The organism is Lentzea sp. NPDC058450 (assembly GCF_042721395.1).
Lineage (GTDB): Bacteria > Actinomycetota > Actinomycetes > Mycobacteriales > Pseudonocardiaceae > Lentzea.
The window spans coordinates 58,372-74,372 of record NZ_JBHXLO010000006.1 but is presented as its reverse complement, the minus strand read 5'-3'; the positions used below and the strand labels follow the sequence as shown (position 1 = coordinate 74,372).

Annotated in this window: 17 protein-coding genes; 4 read left to right on the top strand and 13 right to left on the bottom strand. The window is 69.6% G+C overall.

The genetic code is table 11. The features are described 5' to 3' along the window. Positions 1-77: 77 nt before the first annotated feature. Positions 78-1,436, bottom strand: coding sequence for a C4-dicarboxylate transporter DctA (gene dctA, locus ACFWNN_RS11990; protein WP_382439900.1), 1,359 nt, complete (start codon positions 1,434-1,436; stop codon positions 78-80). A 110-nt stretch (positions 1,437-1,546) separates the two neighbouring features. Between dctA and ACFWNN_RS11985 the strand changes: the two genes are divergently transcribed. Next, entirely contained in the window at positions 1,547-2,446 is a 900-nt protein-coding gene (locus tag ACFWNN_RS11985) for a TAXI family TRAP transporter solute-binding subunit (RefSeq protein ID WP_382439899.1), read from the top strand. Here the strand turns inward: ACFWNN_RS11985 and ACFWNN_RS11980 are convergent. Genes ACFWNN_RS11980 through lgt form a run of 3 tightly spaced genes read right to left on the bottom strand, consistent with a single transcriptional unit; the run spans position 2,415 to position 5,514 of the window. After that, complete coding sequence (locus ACFWNN_RS11980; protein ID WP_382439898.1) at positions 2,415-3,788, bottom strand: ATP-binding protein; 1,374 nt, start codon at positions 3,786-3,788, stop codon at positions 2,415-2,417. The two genes, ACFWNN_RS11985 and ACFWNN_RS11980, sit on opposite strands and share 32 nt — an antisense overlap. A gap of 48 nt (positions 3,789-3,836) precedes the next feature. Continuing rightward, a complete protein-coding gene (locus ACFWNN_RS11975; RefSeq protein ID WP_382439897.1) occupies positions 3,837-4,499 on the bottom strand; it encodes a response regulator transcription factor in 663 nt (220 codons plus the stop codon). Between the two features lie 4 nt (positions 4,500-4,503). Beyond that, positions 4,504-5,514, bottom strand: coding sequence for a prolipoprotein diacylglyceryl transferase (gene lgt / locus ACFWNN_RS11970; RefSeq protein WP_382440126.1), 1,011 nt, complete (start codon positions 5,512-5,514; stop codon positions 4,504-4,506). A gap of 764 nt (positions 5,515-6,278) precedes the next feature. Between lgt and ACFWNN_RS11965 the strand changes: the two genes are divergently transcribed. Next, entirely contained in the window at positions 6,279-7,427 is a 1,149-nt protein-coding gene (locus ACFWNN_RS11965) for an FAD-dependent oxidoreductase (RefSeq protein ID WP_382439896.1), read from the top strand. Here the strand turns inward: ACFWNN_RS11965 and ACFWNN_RS11960 are convergent. From ACFWNN_RS11960 to ACFWNN_RS11935, 6 genes are all read right to left on the bottom strand, one after another. Next, the gene (locus ACFWNN_RS11960) at positions 7,424-7,993 is read right to left on the bottom strand and encodes a Uma2 family endonuclease (protein ID WP_382439895.1); all 570 of its coding nucleotides are present in this window, start codon (positions 7,991-7,993) and stop codon (positions 7,424-7,426) included. The two genes, ACFWNN_RS11965 and ACFWNN_RS11960, sit on opposite strands and share 4 nt — an antisense overlap. A 400-nt stretch (positions 7,994-8,393) precedes the next feature. Then, the gene (gene trpA / locus ACFWNN_RS11955) at positions 8,394-9,185 is read right to left on the bottom strand and encodes a tryptophan synthase subunit alpha (RefSeq protein WP_382439894.1); all 792 of its coding nucleotides are present in this window, start codon (positions 9,183-9,185) and stop codon (positions 8,394-8,396) included. After that, entirely contained in the window at positions 9,185-10,405 is a 1,221-nt protein-coding gene (gene trpB / locus ACFWNN_RS11950; RefSeq protein WP_382439893.1) for a tryptophan synthase subunit beta, read from the bottom strand. The genes trpA and trpB overlap by 1 nt, the downstream gene beginning before the upstream one ends. 34 nt (positions 10,406-10,439) lie before the next feature. Beyond that, positions 10,440-11,249 carry an indole-3-glycerol phosphate synthase TrpC gene (gene trpC / locus ACFWNN_RS11945; protein ID WP_382439892.1) on the bottom strand — a complete coding sequence of 270 codons (810 nt, stop codon included), beginning with the start codon at positions 11,247-11,249 and terminating at the stop codon, positions 10,440-10,442. Positions 11,250-11,381: 132 nt separating this feature from the next. Further along, on the bottom strand, positions 11,382-11,783 hold the full coding sequence (locus tag ACFWNN_RS11940; RefSeq protein WP_382439891.1) for a Trp biosynthesis-associated membrane protein: 402 nt from the start codon (positions 11,781-11,783) through the stop codon (positions 11,382-11,384). Then, positions 11,773-13,311: an anthranilate synthase component I gene (locus ACFWNN_RS11935; protein WP_382439890.1), complete on the bottom strand. Its 1,539-nt coding sequence runs from the start codon at positions 13,309-13,311 to the stop codon at positions 11,773-11,775. The genes ACFWNN_RS11940 and ACFWNN_RS11935 overlap by 11 nt, the downstream gene beginning before the upstream one ends. Before the next feature lie 38 nt (positions 13,312-13,349). Between ACFWNN_RS11935 and ACFWNN_RS11930 the strand changes: the two genes are divergently transcribed. After that, entirely contained in the window at positions 13,350-13,961 is a 612-nt protein-coding gene (locus tag ACFWNN_RS11930) for a TetR family transcriptional regulator (protein ID WP_382439889.1), read from the top strand. A gap of 3 nt (positions 13,962-13,964) precedes the next feature. Here the strand turns inward: ACFWNN_RS11930 and hisI are convergent, their stop codons facing one another. The 3 genes from hisI to hisF are packed head-to-tail and all read right to left on the bottom strand — an operon-like array spanning position 13,965 to position 15,426. Beyond that, positions 13,965-14,315, bottom strand: coding sequence for a phosphoribosyl-AMP cyclohydrolase (hisI, locus tag ACFWNN_RS11925; RefSeq protein WP_382439888.1), 351 nt, complete (start codon positions 14,313-14,315; stop codon positions 13,965-13,967). Beyond that, a complete protein-coding gene (locus ACFWNN_RS11920; RefSeq protein WP_382439887.1) occupies positions 14,312-14,671 on the bottom strand; it encodes a hypothetical protein in 360 nt (119 codons plus the stop codon). Before ACFWNN_RS11920 ends, hisI begins: the two co-directional genes overlap by 4 nt. Further along, complete coding sequence (hisF, locus tag ACFWNN_RS11915; RefSeq protein WP_382439886.1) at positions 14,668-15,426, bottom strand: imidazole glycerol phosphate synthase subunit HisF; 759 nt, start codon at positions 15,424-15,426, stop codon at positions 14,668-14,670. Before hisF ends, ACFWNN_RS11920 begins: the two co-directional genes overlap by 4 nt. 45 nt (positions 15,427-15,471) lie before the next feature. Between hisF and ACFWNN_RS11910 the strand changes: the two genes are divergently transcribed. Beyond that, positions 15,472-15,861: a PPOX class F420-dependent oxidoreductase gene (locus ACFWNN_RS11910; protein WP_382439885.1), complete on the top strand. Its 390-nt coding sequence runs from the start codon at positions 15,472-15,474 to the stop codon at positions 15,859-15,861. Positions 15,862-16,001 lie beyond the last annotated feature (140 nt).

Here is a 16,001-nt window from a genome sequence, read left to right as displayed (position 1 = left end):
AGCGGGACCTCGGCATACAAGGAGGTCGCTGGTCGCGTGGCCGGAGGCGGGAAGAGTCGCCTCCGGCCACGGACGTCCTAGTGAGCCGCGACGGGCTCCTTCTTGTCGTCGTTCTCGCCGGTCTGCTTCGCGAGCAGGTCGTCGACGTCGACGCTGTCCGGGTTGTTGAGGACGTGCGTCAGGCGCTCCTTGTCGAGGCCCTTCTGCCAGGCGGCGACCACGAGCGAGCCGACACCGTTGCCGATCACGTTGGTGATGGCGCGGGCCTCCGACATGAAGCGGTCGATGCCGACGATCAGCGCGATGCCGACCGCGGGGATGGCCGAGTGGGCCTCGAAGGCCTGCAGCGAGGCGGCGAGGGTGACGAGGCCGGCGCCGGTGACACCCGCCGCGCCCTTCGACGCGATCAGCATGAAGAGCAGCAGACCGATCTGGACACCGATCGACACGTCGTGACCCGTGGCCTGGGCGATGAAGATCGCGCCCATGGTCAGGTAGATGCAGGTGCCGTCGAGGTTGAACGAGTAGCCGGTCGGAATGGTGAGGCCGACGACCGACTTCTGGGCGCCCGCCGCCTCCAGCTTGACCATCATGCGCGGCAGCACCGACTCGGAGGACGACGTGCCGAGGACGATCAGGATCTCGTCCTTGATGTAGCGCAGGAACTTGAAGAGGCTGAAGCCCGCGAACTTCGCGACCAGGCCGAGCACCACGATGACGAACAGCAGGCAGGTCGCGTAGAACGAGCCCATCAGCCAGAGCAGCTTGCCGAGGACGCTGCCGCCGAACTTGCCGACGGTGTAGGCGATGCCGCCGAAGGCGCCGATCGGGGCGACGTACATGACGATCTTGATAATGCCGAACATGACCTTCGACACCGTCTCCATGGCGGAGACGACCTTGGCGCCGCGCTCACCCATGCCGGCGACCGCGACGGCCACGAGGATGGCGACCACGAGCACCTGGATCAGCTGACCGTCGGTGAAGGCGCTGACGAACGACTTCGGCACCAGGCTGAGGATGAAGCCGGTGACACCGGTCTCCGCGGTCGAGGCGGACTTCAGCGTCGCGTCGGCCTGGCTCGCGTTCAGCGTGATGTCACCGCCGTGGTGACCCGGCTGCACGATGTTCACGACGATGAGGCCGATGGCGAGCGCCACCGTGGTCATCGCGGTGAAGTAGAGGATCGTGCGGAGGGCGAGGCCACCCGCCTTGGCGAGGTTTCCGAGGCCCGCGATGCCGACGATGATCGTCGCGAAGATGGTCGGCGCGATGACGACCTTCACGAGGTTCACGAACAGGTCGGCGAGCCACTTCATCTCGGACGCCTGTTTGGGGAACAGGAAGCCGACGGCAGCGCCCAGAACGATGGAGACCAGCACCCAGAAGTAGAGGTGCTTGTAGATCGGTTTGCGCCCTGTGGTCGTGGTGGCCACTGTTCCTCCTTGAACTACGTGTTGCGAAGAGAGTGAGCCGCGCCACCAGCACCGACAAGCCGACGTGAGGAAACTTCAGACAGCCCTGACGTAACAGCTAGGCTTCGTCGGTGTCGTTCAGCCGTCGCACGCTTCTGCTAGGGGCCGGGCTGGCTCTCGCGGGATGCACCCCGCGCAGGGTCGAGGCGCCCGCTGAACTCGTGCTCGCCACCGGGCCGGAGGGCGCGGTGTTTCGCGAGGTCGGAGGGGCGCTGGCCGCGGCGCTGGCCGAACAGCTGCCCGGTACCAAGGTCACCGCGATCCCCACGGCTGCATCGGTTGAGAACCTGCAGTTGTTGCGATCAGGTGAAGCGCAACTGGCGTTGTCCTCTTTGGACCCCATCGACGATCCGCAGAGCGTGCGCGCGGTGGGGCGGCTCTACGACAGCTTCATGCAGATCGCCGTGCCGGCTGCCTCTTCGATACACACTTTCAGCGACCTTGCGGGCAAACGGATCTCGCTGGGGCCCACGGGGTCCGGTACCGAGTTCACCGCCGAGCGGATGCTGGAGTTCTTCGGTCTGTCCGCAATGGACGAACGGATGGCGCACGCCGAGGCGTCCCGGCGGGTCGCGAACGGGTCGCTGGACGCGATGCTGGCGTTGACCGGCATCCCGACGCCCGCGATAACGGATCTCCAGGGCAACGTGCGGCTGATCAACATCCCCGACGAGGCGGTCCGGCTCGCCGAGAAGTACAAGGGGCCCTACATCCCGGCGACGATCCCGAGCACGACCTACGAGGACGTGGCGGCGAACCAGACGTTCGCGGTGCCGAACCTGCTGCTGGCGCGCGAGTCGTTGAGCGCGGACGTCGTCGAGGTCGTGACGCGGACGGTGTTCACCGAGACCGCGCGGATCGTCGAGGGGCACCCCGAGGCGTCGCGGATCAACGTCCGCACCGGCATCGCGACCGGGCTCGTGCCGCTGCACGACGGCGCTATGCGCTGGTTCCGTTCCGTGAAGCGCTGAGGGCGACCTTCACGTCCAGGCCAGGGTCGGCGTCGTGCAGGGTGAGCGTGCCGCCGGCCGACTCGATCAGTTCGGCGCAGATCGCGAGGCCCATGCCGGTGCCCGCGATGTTCTGGTGCTTGGTGGCGCGCCAGAACCGTTGCAGCGCGAGCTCGCGTTCCTCGTGGGTGAGGCCGTCGCCGTTGTCGACGACGTGCAACTCGCCCTGCCGGCCGGTGACCCGGACCTCGGTCGCGTTCGCGAGGCGGATGGCGTTGCTGACGAGCTCGTCGAGCACGCTGCCGAGGCCGCCGGGCGGTTCCTGCATGGTGAGGCCGTTCGGCACGTCGATGGTGAGGGTGACGCCGGTCTTGCTGGCGAGGGCCTGCCACGCCGGGCGGTGCGTCGTGAGGAGCTGGTCGATCTCGACGGGTTCGGTCTGGCGGGCGCTGTCGAGCCTGGTCGCGGCGAGGAGCGTGTCGAGCACGCGGCCCATCTCCTCGGCTTCCTCGACCGCGATCTGGTGCGCTTCCCTCGCTTCGTCGCTCTCGACGTGCGGGCCCATGTTGTCGACGGCGAGCCGGAGGCTGGCGAGCGGGTTGCGCAGCTGGTGGGAGGCGTCGGCGACGAAGGCCTTCTGCCTGTTCAGGGCCTTGCCGACGACGTCGACCATGGTGTTGAAGCTTCTCGCGAGCCTGCGGAGCTCCTGCGGTCCGCCGACCTCGTCCGCGCGCACGTCGAGGTTGCCCTGGGCGACGGCGGCGGTGGCCTCGTCGAGCCGGCCGACCGGCCTGAGCACCCAGCGCGACATGGGCCACGCCGCGGCGACCACGGCCAGCATCGGCGCGAGCCCGGCCAGCGCCATGAGCCCCCACTGCCGCAGGACCTCCGCTCGCAGGCCCCTGGTCTGGGAGATGGTGACGACGGCCGCGACGACCTCGCTGTCCCGGCCGACCGGCTCGACCACGACCATCGGGCCCGTGCGCCACGGCCAGCCCGTGTACTCGGGTTCGGGGCGCACGCCACCGTTCAGCGCGGTGTTGAGGGCCTTGACGACGTCCGGGTCGTTGCTCGGGTCGAAGCCCAGCCGGGACGCGAGCAGGATCCGCTTGTCCGCGCTGACGAGCGCGACGGGGATGTCGTAGAGGTTGTCGTAGCGCTGGATCTCCTGGCTCAACGCCTCCAGCCGGTCCGACTGCAACGCGCTCTCGCCGAGGCTCGCGAACCGGCTCGCGTCACCGAGGCGGTCGAGGTACGTCGTCTGCGTCTCCCGTTGCACGACCGCGGACGCCAAAGGGATGCCGAGCGCCGCGACCAGGGCGACGAGCAGCGGAACCGTGATGACGAGCAGTCGGCGGAGCATCAGCCGTGATTGTTCCGCACCTGCCTGTGGATGTCTCTCGGACCCTCGTCACGTGGCGAGGCGGTACCCGACACCCCGGACCGTCTCGATCTTGACGTTGCCGCCGAGCTTCCCGCGCAGGGCCGCGATGTGCGTGTCGAGCGTCCGCGACGGCGCCTCCCAGTGCGCCTGCCACACCTGGTCGACGATGAAGTCGCGGCTGACGACCTCGCCCTTGCGGCTCGCGAGGAGTGCCAGCAGGTCGAACTCCTTGCGCGTCAGCGAGAGCGGTTCGCCGTCGAGCGTGGCCGTGCGCGTGGACGTGATGATCTGCAACGCCCCGACCTCGACCGGCGCCTCCGCCTCCGGCCCCGCGCGGTGGGCGCGGGTCCTGCGGAGGACGGCCTCGATCCTCGCCAGCAGCTCGGACGTGCCGAACGGCTTCACCACGTAGTCGTCCGCACCCGCCCGGAGGCCGAGCACGCGCTCGCGTTCCTCGCCGCGCGCCGTGACCGTGATGACGGCGGTGCCCGGACGGTGCCGCAACTCGCGCAGCACGTCCAGGCCGTCGCCATCAGGCAGGCCGAGGTCCAGCAACACCACGTCGGCGGGCGCGGCACGCAGCGCGTCGGCGGCCGTGGCCACCCGATGCACCTCGTAACCCGCGTGCCGCAGTGCGGTCAGCAGGCCCCTGGCCACCCGGTCGTCATCCTCGACGACGAGCACGCGCACAGATTCACTCCGGTTTGACGGACTCCGGGGAGTTCTTCTTCTCGGCGTCGCCCTCGCTCGTCGCGGCGACGCTCTCGGTTTCCTCGCTCTTCGCGGCTTCGGCGTCTTCGGCCTTGTCCTCGGCGGTGTCCTGCGGGGCGTCCGGGTCCACGGTGCCTCGCAGCGCCGCGACGTCCTCACGCTCACCGCGCGACTTGGCGATGATGAAGTACGCCACCGCCCCGAAGAACACGAGCGCCGACACGAACACGTTCACCCGAGTACCCAGGATGAGCGTCGCCTCGTCCGTGCGCATGAGCTCGATCCAGAACCGCCCGGCCGTGTACCCGGCCACGTAGAGCGCGAACACCCGCCCGTGCCCGAGCCGGAACTTCCGGTCGGCCCACACGATCAGCAGCGCGACACCGAGGTTCCAGATGAGCTCGTACAGGAACGTCGGGTGCACGATCTGAATCGGCGTGTGGTCGATCGCCACACCCGCCAGCGCGTCCTCACGACCCTCCGGCGTCACCCGCCGGTAGATCTCCAGACCCCACGGCAACGTCGTGTCGCCACCGTAGAGCTCCTGGTTGAAGTAGTTGCCGAGGCGCCCGATGGCCTGCGCCGCCACGATGCCGGGCGCCAGCGCGTCCGCCATCGCCGGCAACGGAATCCCCTTGCGCCGGCACCCGATCCAGGCACCCACGGCACCGAGGGCGATGGCACCCCAGATCCCGAGACCGCCGTTCCAGATCTCCAGCGCGGCCAACGGGTTCTTACCGGGCCCGAAGTACTTCTGGTTGTCCGTGATGACGTGGTAGAGCCGCCCGCCGACCAGCCCGAACGGCACGGCCCACACAGCGATGTCAGTGACCTCGCCCTTGATGCCGCCACGTTCGACCCAGCGACGCTCACCCCACCAGATGGCGACGATGATGCCGGCGATGATGCACAGCGCGTAGGCCCGGAGAGGGAGCGGACCGAGGTACCAAACACCGCGGTCGGGACTCGGGATCGTGGCCAGGAGGGCGTCCAACACGGCGACCACCGTACCGTCCGCGCTGTGAGCGCCTCGTTCGGACGCGCGATCGTTACCGACCCAGAACCCAACCGATCACGACCCGTCCACCCGAAGATCACGCCGAGTGCACGAAAGCCCAGCTGACCGGCCTTCCCACCGACAGGGCCGACCACCTGTGATCCGCTCGTGGGACGACGGTCACGTGCCCCGGCGCCCGCCCGAACCTGCCTTCGGACCTCGGGCACCCGCGCCCCGCGAACCCTCACCGCACGCCGTCACCTCGCACTCCCAGCCCTCGACTCGCTCAGCCTCACCTCCTCTCCACCTCGCCTCCCAGCGACATCTCGCCACTCGCCCTCCCTGCCCCGGTCTTCGCCGCCCGGTCTTCGCCGCCCCGGTTCTCGCCGCCGCGTTCCTTCCACCGTCACCGTCCTCGTCGCCTCGCCCTCGGTGCCTCTTCCTCGGTGCCTCGCCGTCCGTGCCTAGCTCTGCCTGCCTCGGCCCTCCCTGCCTTGGTCCTCGCCGCCTCGTCCCTTCCGCCTCGTCCCTTCCGCCTCGCCCTCCCTGCCCTCGCTCCTTCCGCCGCCTCGCCCCTGTCTCGTTCCTCCCTGCCTCGTTGTCCTTCCGTCCCGCCCTCCCTGCTCTTCCCCTTCCATCCCCGCCTCCCTCCACCTCCTCTCGGCGGCGTGCCCGCCTGCCGGTTCGAGACCTCAGGGCGTCCGTGATCGCCGACCCGAGATACTCGGACGCGGTCTCGGCGGACGCGCGAAAGGTCGGACATGACGGTCCTGGTGGTCGGCGGCGGTATCGGCGGACTGGCGACGGCTCTCGGACTCGCCCGGGCCGGGCACCGGGTGACCGTCCTGGAGGCCGCCCCCGCGTTCGAGGAGATCGGTGCGGGCATCCAGGTCGGACCCAACGGCTTCCGGATGCTCGACACCCTCGGCGTCGGTCCCGTGGTGCGCTCGCGGGCCGTGCACGTCGACGAGTTGCGACTCCGGTGCGGTGTGTCCGGCAAGCTCATCGCCGGGTTGCCGATCGACGACGGCTTCCGGTCCCGGTTCGGGACCTATGCCGTGGTGCACCGCAACGACGTGCTCGCGCCGTTGCTCGACGCGTGCCAGAGCCACGACCGGATCGACCTTCGAGTCAACAGCGGCGTCGCGGCCTACACCCAGGACGCCGACGGCGTCACGGCCGTGCTGCGGTCGGGCGATCTGGTGCACGGTGAGGCGTTGGTCGGGGCCGACGGGTTGCGGTCTGCCGTGCGGCGGCAGCTCGTCGGGGACGGCGATCCTCAGGTTTCGGGGCACACCACCTTTCGTGCGGTCATTCCGGCTCAGGACGTGCCGGACTCGTTGAAGGAGAACGTGGTCACGCTGTGGGCGGGACCGCGCTATCACGTCGTCTGGTACGTGATCGCCGGCGGGCGGTCCGTGAATCTTGTTGCCACGGCGGACAACGGGGCCACTGAGGCCATGGCCGGCAAGCCCGTCGAGCACGCTGACGTGATGCGGCACTTCACGCCGTTGTGCGCGGACGCGGCTCGGGTCATGGAGCTCGCCGACGAGTGGCGGGCCTGGGTGTTGTGCGACCGCATGCCGATCACGAACTGGCAGGATCAGCGCGTCGTACTGCTCGGGGACGCCGCACATCCCGTGTTGCAGTACGCCGCGCAGGGTGCCTGCCAGGCGCTGGAGGACGCGGTGTGTCTTTCCTCCGTGTACGACCCTCGTGACGTGCGGGGCTCTTTTGCGCGGTACGCAGCGCTCCGGTCGGAGCGGGCCGCACGCGTCCACCACGCGTCACGATGGATGGGCCGGGAGGTCTATCACGCCGACGGAGAGGCGGCGCTGGCCCGTGACGCGATGTTCGCCTCGTGGACCGTCGCCGACCTGCACGAACGGCTGGACTGGCTCTACGGCTAGGCGAGCAGGTCCATCGTGACCGGGAACGGCCGCTCGAAGGTCAGCACTCCTTCAGCGCTGGCCGCGATCTCGACGTACCTCTCATCGTCGCCGAGCTCGAACAGCGTCGCCTGGGGGACGTCCTTCGCCGGATCGATGATCAGGTAGTAGGAGATGCCCGCTTCCGCGTACATCTGGCGCTTGAGCACCAGGTCGTTCACCTTGGTGCTCCGGGAGAGCACCTCGCCGATCAGGAGCACGTTCGCCGCCGGCACGGTCAGGCTCTTCGCTCCCCGCTTCTTCAGCACCGTGAAGTCGGGGATGAACAGCCGGTCGCCGTCGAACTGAACGTTCAGCTCGATCGTGGTCTCGAACTCCTTCGGGCACTCGCTCCGGAGCGAGTAGGACGCGTTGAACACCAGGCGCTGGTGCAAGGCGTTACCCAACGGGCTCACGTAGAGCATCCCGTCAACGAGTTCGATGCGCTGGCTGTTGTCCTCAGGGAGCGAGAGGACGTCGTCGAGGGTCCACGGCCCTTCGTGGGCAGGCAGCAGGACATCGGGTCGAGCTTCGGCTGGCGCCGCCACTGGGCATCACCTCCGTAGACCGCCTGTGCACCACCAGTGTGGCACGCCGGGCGGATGGCTGGGTTGTGCATGAGTCCACGATCGCAGGTCGGACCGACGGTGAAGTGGGGTTTTGGACCCATCCGAACTGGATTCACTCGATCAGGTGTTCGAATCTGTGTCATGCTCTTGGAGGAACCGTGACGCCTCCAAGAGGAGGCAAGGCTCCACCACAACTGAACACCCGCCATCCCGACAACCACTCGATGACGGGCACGAAGTTCCACAGTTGCAAGCAATACCGCGCCACCCGACAACCACGACGGTGAAGCCGTCGCTGCAGAGGCGGCTTGACCAAGCTGGGGGCGCAAAGCAAAACCGCCCGGCCAGGACGGCCGAGCGGTTCCGCGAGAAAGGAGGTTCAGACGGTCGCGGCAGCCGACCGCACGCCCTTGGCGAGGTCCGCGGCCAACGCACGCACCGCGGTGTCGCCCTCGGCGACGGCCGACACGAACGCGGACCCCACGATGACGCCGTCAGCGAACCCGGCGATCTCGGCGGCCTGCGCACCGGACCGCACACCCAGCCCGACACCGACGGGCAGCGTGGTGTGCTCCCGCACCCGTGCGACGAGCTCGGGCGCGGCGGACGACACGACGTCACGGGCGCCCGTGACGCCCATGACCGCGGTGGCGTAGAGGAAGCCGGACGAGGCACGCGCGGTCATCGCGATGCGCTCCTCGGTCGACGACGGCGCCACCAGGAACGTCCGGTCGAGGCCGTGCGCGGCGGACGCCGTCATCCAGTCCTCGGCCTCGTCCGGGACGAGGTCGGGCGTGATGATGCCGAGCCCGCCGGCGGCGGCGAGGTCACGCGCGAAGGCGTCCACGCCGTAGCGCAGGACCGGGTTCCAGTACGTCATCACGACCGCACGACCGCCGGCCTCGGAGACGGCGGACACCACGTCGAACAGGTCGCGCACGCGGAAGCCCGCGGCCAGCGCCTGCTCGGCGGCGGCCTGGATCGTCGGGCCGTCCATCACCGGGTCGGAGAACGGCAGGCCGACCTCGACCAGGTCACACCCGGACTCGACCATCGAACGGAGGTAGTCCTTGGAACCATCGACCGTCGGGAAGCCCGCGGGCAGGTAGCCGATCAGCGCGGCGCGCGACTCGGCCTTCGCGGTGGCGAAAACGTCAGACAACGACGACATCAGGCCTGTCCCCCGTCAGCGAGGCCGAAGTACTTCACGGCCGTGTCCATGTCCTTGTCGCCACGCCCGGAGAGGTTGACGAGGAGGAGTCCGTCCGGTCCGAGCGACGGTCCGAGCTTCAACGCGCCGGCGAGCGCGTGCGAGGACTCGATCGCCGGGATGATGCCCTCGGTGCGCGAGAGCAGGGCGAACGCCTCCATGGCCTCGGCGTCGGTGACCGGGAAGTACTCGGCGCGGCCGATGTCCTTCAGGTGCGAGTGCTCGGGGCCCACGCCGGGGTAGTCGAGGCCGGCGGAGATCGAGTGCGCCTCGGTGATCTGGCCGTCCTCGTCCTGCATGACGTAGGACATCGCGCCGTGCAGCGAGCCGGGGGTGCCTGCCGTCAGCGTGGCGCCGTGGCTGCCGCTGTCGAGGCCGGACCCGCCGGGTTCGACGCCGACGAGGCGGACGTCCGCGTCGTCGATGAAGCCGTGGAAGATGCCGATGGCGTTCGAGCCGCCGCCGACGCAGGCGACGACGGCGTCGGGCAGCCTGCCGGCCTTCTCGAGGATCTGCTCGCGCGCCTCGATGCCGATCACGCGGTGGAAGTCGCGGACCAGCAGCGGGAACGGGTGCGGGCCCGCGGCCGTGCCGAGCAGGTAGTGCGTCTCGTCGACGTTGGTGACCCAGTCGCGCAACGCCTCGTTGATCGCGTCCTTCAGGGTGCGCGACCCGGACTTCACCGGGATGACCTCGGCACCCAGCAGGCGCATGCGGGCGACGTTCAGGGCCTGCCGCTCGGTGTCGACCTCGCCCATGTAGACGACGCAGTCGAGGCCGAGGAGCGCGCACGCCGTCGCCGTCGCCACGCCGTGCTGGCCGGCGCCGGTCTCGGCGATCACGCGCTTCTTGCCCATGCGCTTGGTCAGCAACGCCTGCCCGAGGACGTTGTTGATCTTGTGGGAGCCCGTGTGGTTGAGGTCCTCGCGCTTCAGCCACACCCGCGTGCCGGCGTGCTCGGCGAACTTCGGGGCCTCGGTCAGCAGCGACGGGCGGCCCGCGAAGTCCTTCAGCAACCGCTGGAACTCGTTCACGAACTCCGGGTCGAGCCGCGCCTTGTCGTACTCCGCGGCCAGCTCGTCCACCGCGGCGATCAGGGCCTCCGGGACGAACCGGCCGCCCCACGGGCCGAAGTGGCCACGTGCGTCGGGATCGTGCGGTGTGGGCGTGAACTGGCCCATCAGGAGCTCCTCTGAAGCTGTAATTCGATCGTGCCTACCGGCTGGGCCGGGGGCACGCGGGGTGTGAGCCCGCGGTCACGAGCTTGTTCACGGCGGCCTTGGGGTCTCCGCTGGTCACCAGGCTTTCGCCGACGAGCACCGCGTCAGCACCCGCGCCGGCGTACGACATCAGGTCACCGGGCCCGGTCACGCCCGACTCGGCGATCTTGATCGTCTCGAAGGGTAGTCCCGGAGCGATCCTGCCGAAAACGTCTTTATCGACCTCCAACGTGTGAAGGTTGCGCGCGTTCACGCCGATGACCGACGAACCCGCCTCCAGCGCCCGGTCGGCCTCCTCGGCCGTGTGCACCTCGACGAGCGCCGTCATGCCGAGCGACTCGACGCGGTCGAGCAGCGACACGAGCGCGTTCTGCTCCAGCGCAGCGACGATCAGCAGCACCACGTCGGCGCCGTGCATGCGCGCCTCGTGCACCTGGTACGGCGACACGATGAAGTCCTTGCGCAGCAGCGGGATCTTCACCGCCCGGCGCACCGCGTCGAAGTCCGCCAGCGACCCGCCGAAGCGGCGCTGCTCGGTCAGCACGCTGATCACCGACGCGCCGCCCGCCTCGTACGCGGACGCGAGCTCGGCCGGCTCCGGGATCTCCGCCAGCGCGCCCTTGGAGGGGCTGCGGCGCTTGACCTCGGCGATGACACCCACGTTCGGCCCGCGCAGCACCGACAGCACGTCGAGCGGAGGGGCGGACTTGGCCGCGCGCTCCTTGACGACGTCGAAGGGCAACTGGGCCTCGCGAGCGGCGAGATCCTCACGCACACCTTCGAGGATCGATTCGAGAACCGTCACAGTCTTGCTCCCCTTCCCGCTACGGGGATGCTAACCCCGGCGGAGTAACGCCCCAGCCACCGGGGTTCACCTGTCCCTGCAGCTAACCAAGGTTGTGCACGTGTCACATGCGCGAACGCGGTTGAATGATCTTCACTCGTTCGAGGAACGTTCGCCGGCCTTCTCGTCGTCGGTCGGGTCGTCGCCGCGCTCCAGAGCGCGCCACAGGTCGGTCTCGGGGTCGTGCGAGCGGGTCTTCTGACCGCCCATCCCGATCTTCGGCATGCGGCCTCCCAGGGCTACCTGGAGCACACCGGAAGCGGCCACGAGGACGCCTCCGGCGATCGCGAGCCAGTGGCCGGAGAACGCCGCCGCGATGCCCACGACGATCAGCAGCGCGCCGAGGATCCGGCGCACCGCCCCGCTCAGCGCGAGGACCGCCGCGACGGCCGCGAGGCACAGCAACGCGACCGGCACGAAGCCCGCGCCCCAGAAGGCACCCGCCGCGCCCACCAGCAGGAGCGCGGCGATCCACAGTGGACGGCTAGCGTTCAACTGCCGGCGCCATCGTCTGGGCGGTGGCGATCGCGGCCAGCACCGCGCCCGCCTTGTTCAGGCACTCGTTGTCCTCGGCCAGCGGGTCCGAGTCGGCCACGATGCCGCCGCCGGCCTGCACGTACGCGACCCCCTGGCGCACCAGGGCGGTGCGGATGGCGATGGCGGTGTCGGCGTCCCCGGCGAAGTCGAAGTAGCCGACGACGCCGCCGTAGAGGCCGCGGCGGGTGGGCTCCAGCTCCTCGATGAGCTCCATGGCGCGCGGCTTGGGCGCACCCGAGAGCGTGCCGGCCGGGAAGCAGGCGGCGACGGCGTCGTAGGCCGTCTTGCCCTCGGCCAGCTCACCGGTCACGGTCGACACGATGTGCATGACGTGGCTGTACCGCTCGACCTTGAAGAAGTCGACGACGTGCACCGAACCCGGCTTGCAGACGCGCCCCAGGTCGTTGCGGCCCAGGTCGACGAGCATGAGGTGCTCGGCGCGTTCCTTGTGGTCCGCGAGGAGGTCCTTCTCCAGCAGGGCGTCCTCTTCGGGGTCCTCGCTGCGCCAGCGGGTGCCCGCGATGGGGTGCGTGGTCGCCTTGCCGTCGCGCACCGTCACGAGCGACTCGGGGCTGGACCCGACGATGTCGAACCCGTCGAGGCGCAGCAGGTACATGTACGGGCTGGGGTTCGTCGCGCGCAGCACCCGGTAGATGTCGAGCGCGTCGGCGTCCGTGTCGATCTCGAACCGCTGCGACACGACGACCTGGAACGCCTCGCCGGCCCGGATGGCCTCCTTGGCCTTCTCGACGGCCGCGAAGTGCTCCGCCTGCGACCGCCTGCGCCGGAACTCGGGCTTGGGCCGGGAGAACACGGCGGCCGTCGGCGGCGCGGGCGTATGCAGCGACGTGGTCATCTCGTCGAGGCGGCGCACCGCGTCGTCGTACGCGGCGTCGACGCGCTCGGGCGAGTCGTCCCAGTTGATCGCGTTCGCGATGAGCGTGACGGTGCCCTCGTGGTGGTCGAGCGCGGCCAGGTCGGTCGCGAGCAGCATCACCAGCTCAGGGATCTTCAGGTCGTCCTCGGCGATGACGGGAAGCCGCTCCAGCCGCCGCACCGCGTCGTAGCCGATGTAGCCGACCATGCCGCCGGTCAGCGGGGGCATGCCGGGCAACGGGTCGGTGCGCAGCACCTCGACGGTCTCGCGCAGCACCTGCAGCGGGTCACCGCCGTCGGGCAGGCCGACGGGCCGCGTGCCCGTCCAGTACGCCTCGCCGCCGGTCGCCGTCAGCGCCGCGCTCGACCGCACGCCGATGAACGACCACCGCGACCACGAGCGCCCGTTCTCCGCCGACTCGAAGAGGAACGTGCCCGGCTGATTGGCCCCGAGCTTGCGGTACAGGCCGACCGGGGTCTCCGCGTCCGCGAGCAGCTTGCGCACCACCGGGATGACCCGGCGGTTGACCGCCAGCTCGCGGAACTCCTCACGCGTTGGGCTCACGGCCCCCAGACCAGCGGCGGCCACAGCCCCGATGACGCTCACCATGTCACCAATTGTTGCATAAATTCAACATCTGTTGAACTATGGCCCGTGTGGAGCAAGTGAACCAGAAACGCCGCGGTCGCCGAGCCGCGGGCGAGGACACCAGGGCCGCGCTCGTCGCGGCGGCCCGCGAGGTCTTCGTGGAGAAGGGCTACGACGGTGCCACGGTACGCGCGATCGCCGCCAAGGCGGGCGTGGACGCCGCGATGGTCAACCACTGGTTCGGTGGCAAGGAAGGCCTGTTCGCCCAGTCCGTCCTGCAGCTCCCCTTCGACCCCGCGGAGATCCTCAAGCGCCTGCTGGACGGCCCCGTCGAGGAGGCGGGCGAACGCATCATCCGCACCTTCGTGACGGTGTGGGACGCGACCGGCGGAGGCACGTTCGCCGCCCTGATCCGCAGCGTCACGAGCCAGCCGGAGGTGGCGGGCGCGCTCAAGGGGTTCCTGATCAACGCGATCTTCAACAAGGTGCTCGCGGAGATCGGCGCCGAACAACGCGAACTGCGCGCCACGCTCTGCGCGACCCAGATGGTCGGCCTCGGCATCGTCCGGTACGTCGTCGGGTTCGAGCCGCTGGCCTCGACCGACATGGAGACCGTGGTCAAGGCCATCGCCCCGAACATGCAGCGCTACCTCACCGGAGACCTCGACTAGGCCTCACGCGTCGGCGAGCAGCACCGTCGCGTCGAAGCAGGTGCGGTCGCCCGTGTGGCAGGCCGCGCCCTGCTGGTCGACGGTCAGCAGCAGCGTGTCGCCGTCGCAGTCGAGCCGCACCTCGTGCACGTACTGGGTGTGGCCGGACGTCTCGCCCTTCACCCACAGCTGCTGGCGGCTGCGCGAGTAGTAGGTCGCGCGGCGGGTCGTGAGGGTGCGGTGCAACGCCTCGTCGTCCATCCACGCCACCATCAGCACCTCGCCGGTGCCGCGCTGCTGGGCCACGGCGCACACGAGGCCGTCCGGGGTGCGCTTGAGGCGTTGCGCGACGGCGGGGTCGAGCTGGCTGCTCAACGGGGACCTCCCAGGTGTTCACGAGCGGGTCCGGTGTTGAGCAGGACCACTCCGTAGATGTGCACTGCGGACAGCACGCCGGACGCGACGCGGGCCCACGCCGGTCCGTCGGCCAGCACGATGACGAGGTGCAGCAGCGCGACCAGGATGAAGACGATCATCGCCGGGTAGTGCATGAACCTCAGGCGCAGCAGCAGGGCCGCGGCGATCGGGAGCTCGACGATCGCGATGAACGACGGCAGCTTCAGCACGTCGGGGTCGCCGGTCGCGCGCCACAGGATCAGGCCGACCACGAAGAACACCAGCGCGCCGCCGAGCGCGACCGCCGAGGCGACCCGCACCTCGACGGGTCTCATCGCACCACGACGCCCGCCTGGCGCAGGCCGTCCTTGACCTCGCTGATGCGGAGCTGGCCGAAGTGGAAGACGCTCGCGGCGAGCACTGCGTCCGCGCCCGCGGCGACGGCCGGCGGGAAGTGGTCGATCGCGCCCGCGCCACCGCTCGCGATCAACGGGACGTCCACCTCGCGGCGGACCAGTTCGAGGAGTTCGAGGTCGAAGCCCGCCTTGGTGCCGTCGGCGTCCATCGAGTTCAGCAGGATCTCGCCGACGCCCAGTTCCTGGCCCTTCGCGGCCCACGCGATGGCGTCGATGCCGGTGCCGGTGCGGCCGCCGTGGGTGGTGACCTCGAAGCCGGTGCCGCCGGGTACGCGCCGCGCGTCGACGGACAGCACGATGCACTGCGCGCCGTACCGCTCCGAGCACTCCTTGAGGAGTTCGGGGCGCGCGATGGCGGCGGTGTTGAGGCTGACCTTGTCCGCGCCCGCGCGGAGCAGCTTGTTGACGTCCTCGGGGCTGCGCACGCCGCCGCCGACCGTGAGGGGGATGAACACCTGCTCGGCGGTGCGGCGGACCACGTCGAACGTCGTCTCGCGGTCGCCGCTGCTGGCAGTCACGTCGAGGAACGTCAGCTCGTCCGCGCCCTCGGCGTCGTACGCCCTGGCGAGCTCGACCGGGTCGCCCGCGTCGACGAGGTTGGTGAAGTTGACGCCCTTCACCACCCGGCCGCGGTCGACGTCGAGACAGGGGATGACACGGACCGCGACTGACATGCGGGAAAGCCTACCGGGGTGTCTTGAGGACTACGCTGCGGCGCCATGATCAGCGACTTGGGCGCGGGCAAGTACCTGCTGCTGACGACGTTCCGCAAGGACGGGACCGCCGTGCCGACACCGGTGTGGGTGGTGGGCGGCGAGAACGACGACGTGATCTACGCCTGGAGCGCGCGGGACACCGGCAAGGTCAAGCGCATCCGCCGCAGCGGAGACGTGCAGGTCGGCCCGTGCGACGTCCGCGGCAACCCCCAGGGACCGTCGGTGCCGGCGCACGCCGCGCTGCTCGACGACGACGCCAGCGACGACGTCCGGGCGCGCATCTCGAAGAAGTACGGGCTGTTCGGCTGGGTCACCGTCTTCGGCAGCAAGGTGCGGCGCGGGCGGACCGGATCGGTCGGCATCCGCATCACCGCGGCCGCCGATCAAGCTTGAGTTGAGTCGTCAACGTCGGGTCAACGTTGAGGCGACTGCTCAACGTTGAGTCAACGTTGAGACCGTCAAATCAACGTTGACGCGGGCCGTCAACATGGACGCGCCAAAGGTTTGCGCACCGAAGACAACGTTGTCATCGT

Bases quoted from the DNA above. Each gene is read 5' to 3' on its own strand.
- ACFWNN_RS11980 (WP_382439898.1), bottom strand. From the start codon at position 3,788: ATGCTCCGCCGACTGCTCGTCATCACGGTTCCGCTGCTCGTCGCCCTG.
- ACFWNN_RS11965 (WP_382439896.1), top strand. From the start codon at position 6,279: ATGACGGTCCTGGTGGTCGGCGGCGGTATCGGCGGACTGGCGACGGCT.
- trpA (WP_382439894.1), bottom strand. From the start codon at position 9,185: ATGTCGTCGTTGTCTGACGTTTTCGCCACCGCGAAGGCCGAGTCGCGC.
- trpB (WP_382439893.1), bottom strand. From the start codon at position 10,405: ATGGGCCAGTTCACGCCCACACCGCACGATCCCGACGCACGTGGCCAC.
- ACFWNN_RS11935 (WP_382439890.1), bottom strand. From the start codon at position 13,311: ATGGTGAGCGTCATCGGGGCTGTGGCCGCCGCTGGTCTGGGGGCCGTG.
- ACFWNN_RS11930 (WP_382439889.1), top strand. From the start codon at position 13,350: ATGGCCCGTGTGGAGCAAGTGAACCAGAAACGCCGCGGTCGCCGAGCC.
- ACFWNN_RS11920 (WP_382439887.1), bottom strand. From the start codon at position 14,671: ATGAGACCCGTCGAGGTGCGGGTCGCCTCGGCGGTCGCGCTCGGCGGC.
- hisF (WP_382439886.1), bottom strand. From the start codon at position 15,426: ATGTCAGTCGCGGTCCGTGTCATCCCCTGTCTCGACGTCGACCGCGGC.
- ACFWNN_RS11910 (WP_382439885.1), top strand. From the start codon at position 15,472: ATGATCAGCGACTTGGGCGCGGGCAAGTACCTGCTGCTGACGACGTTC.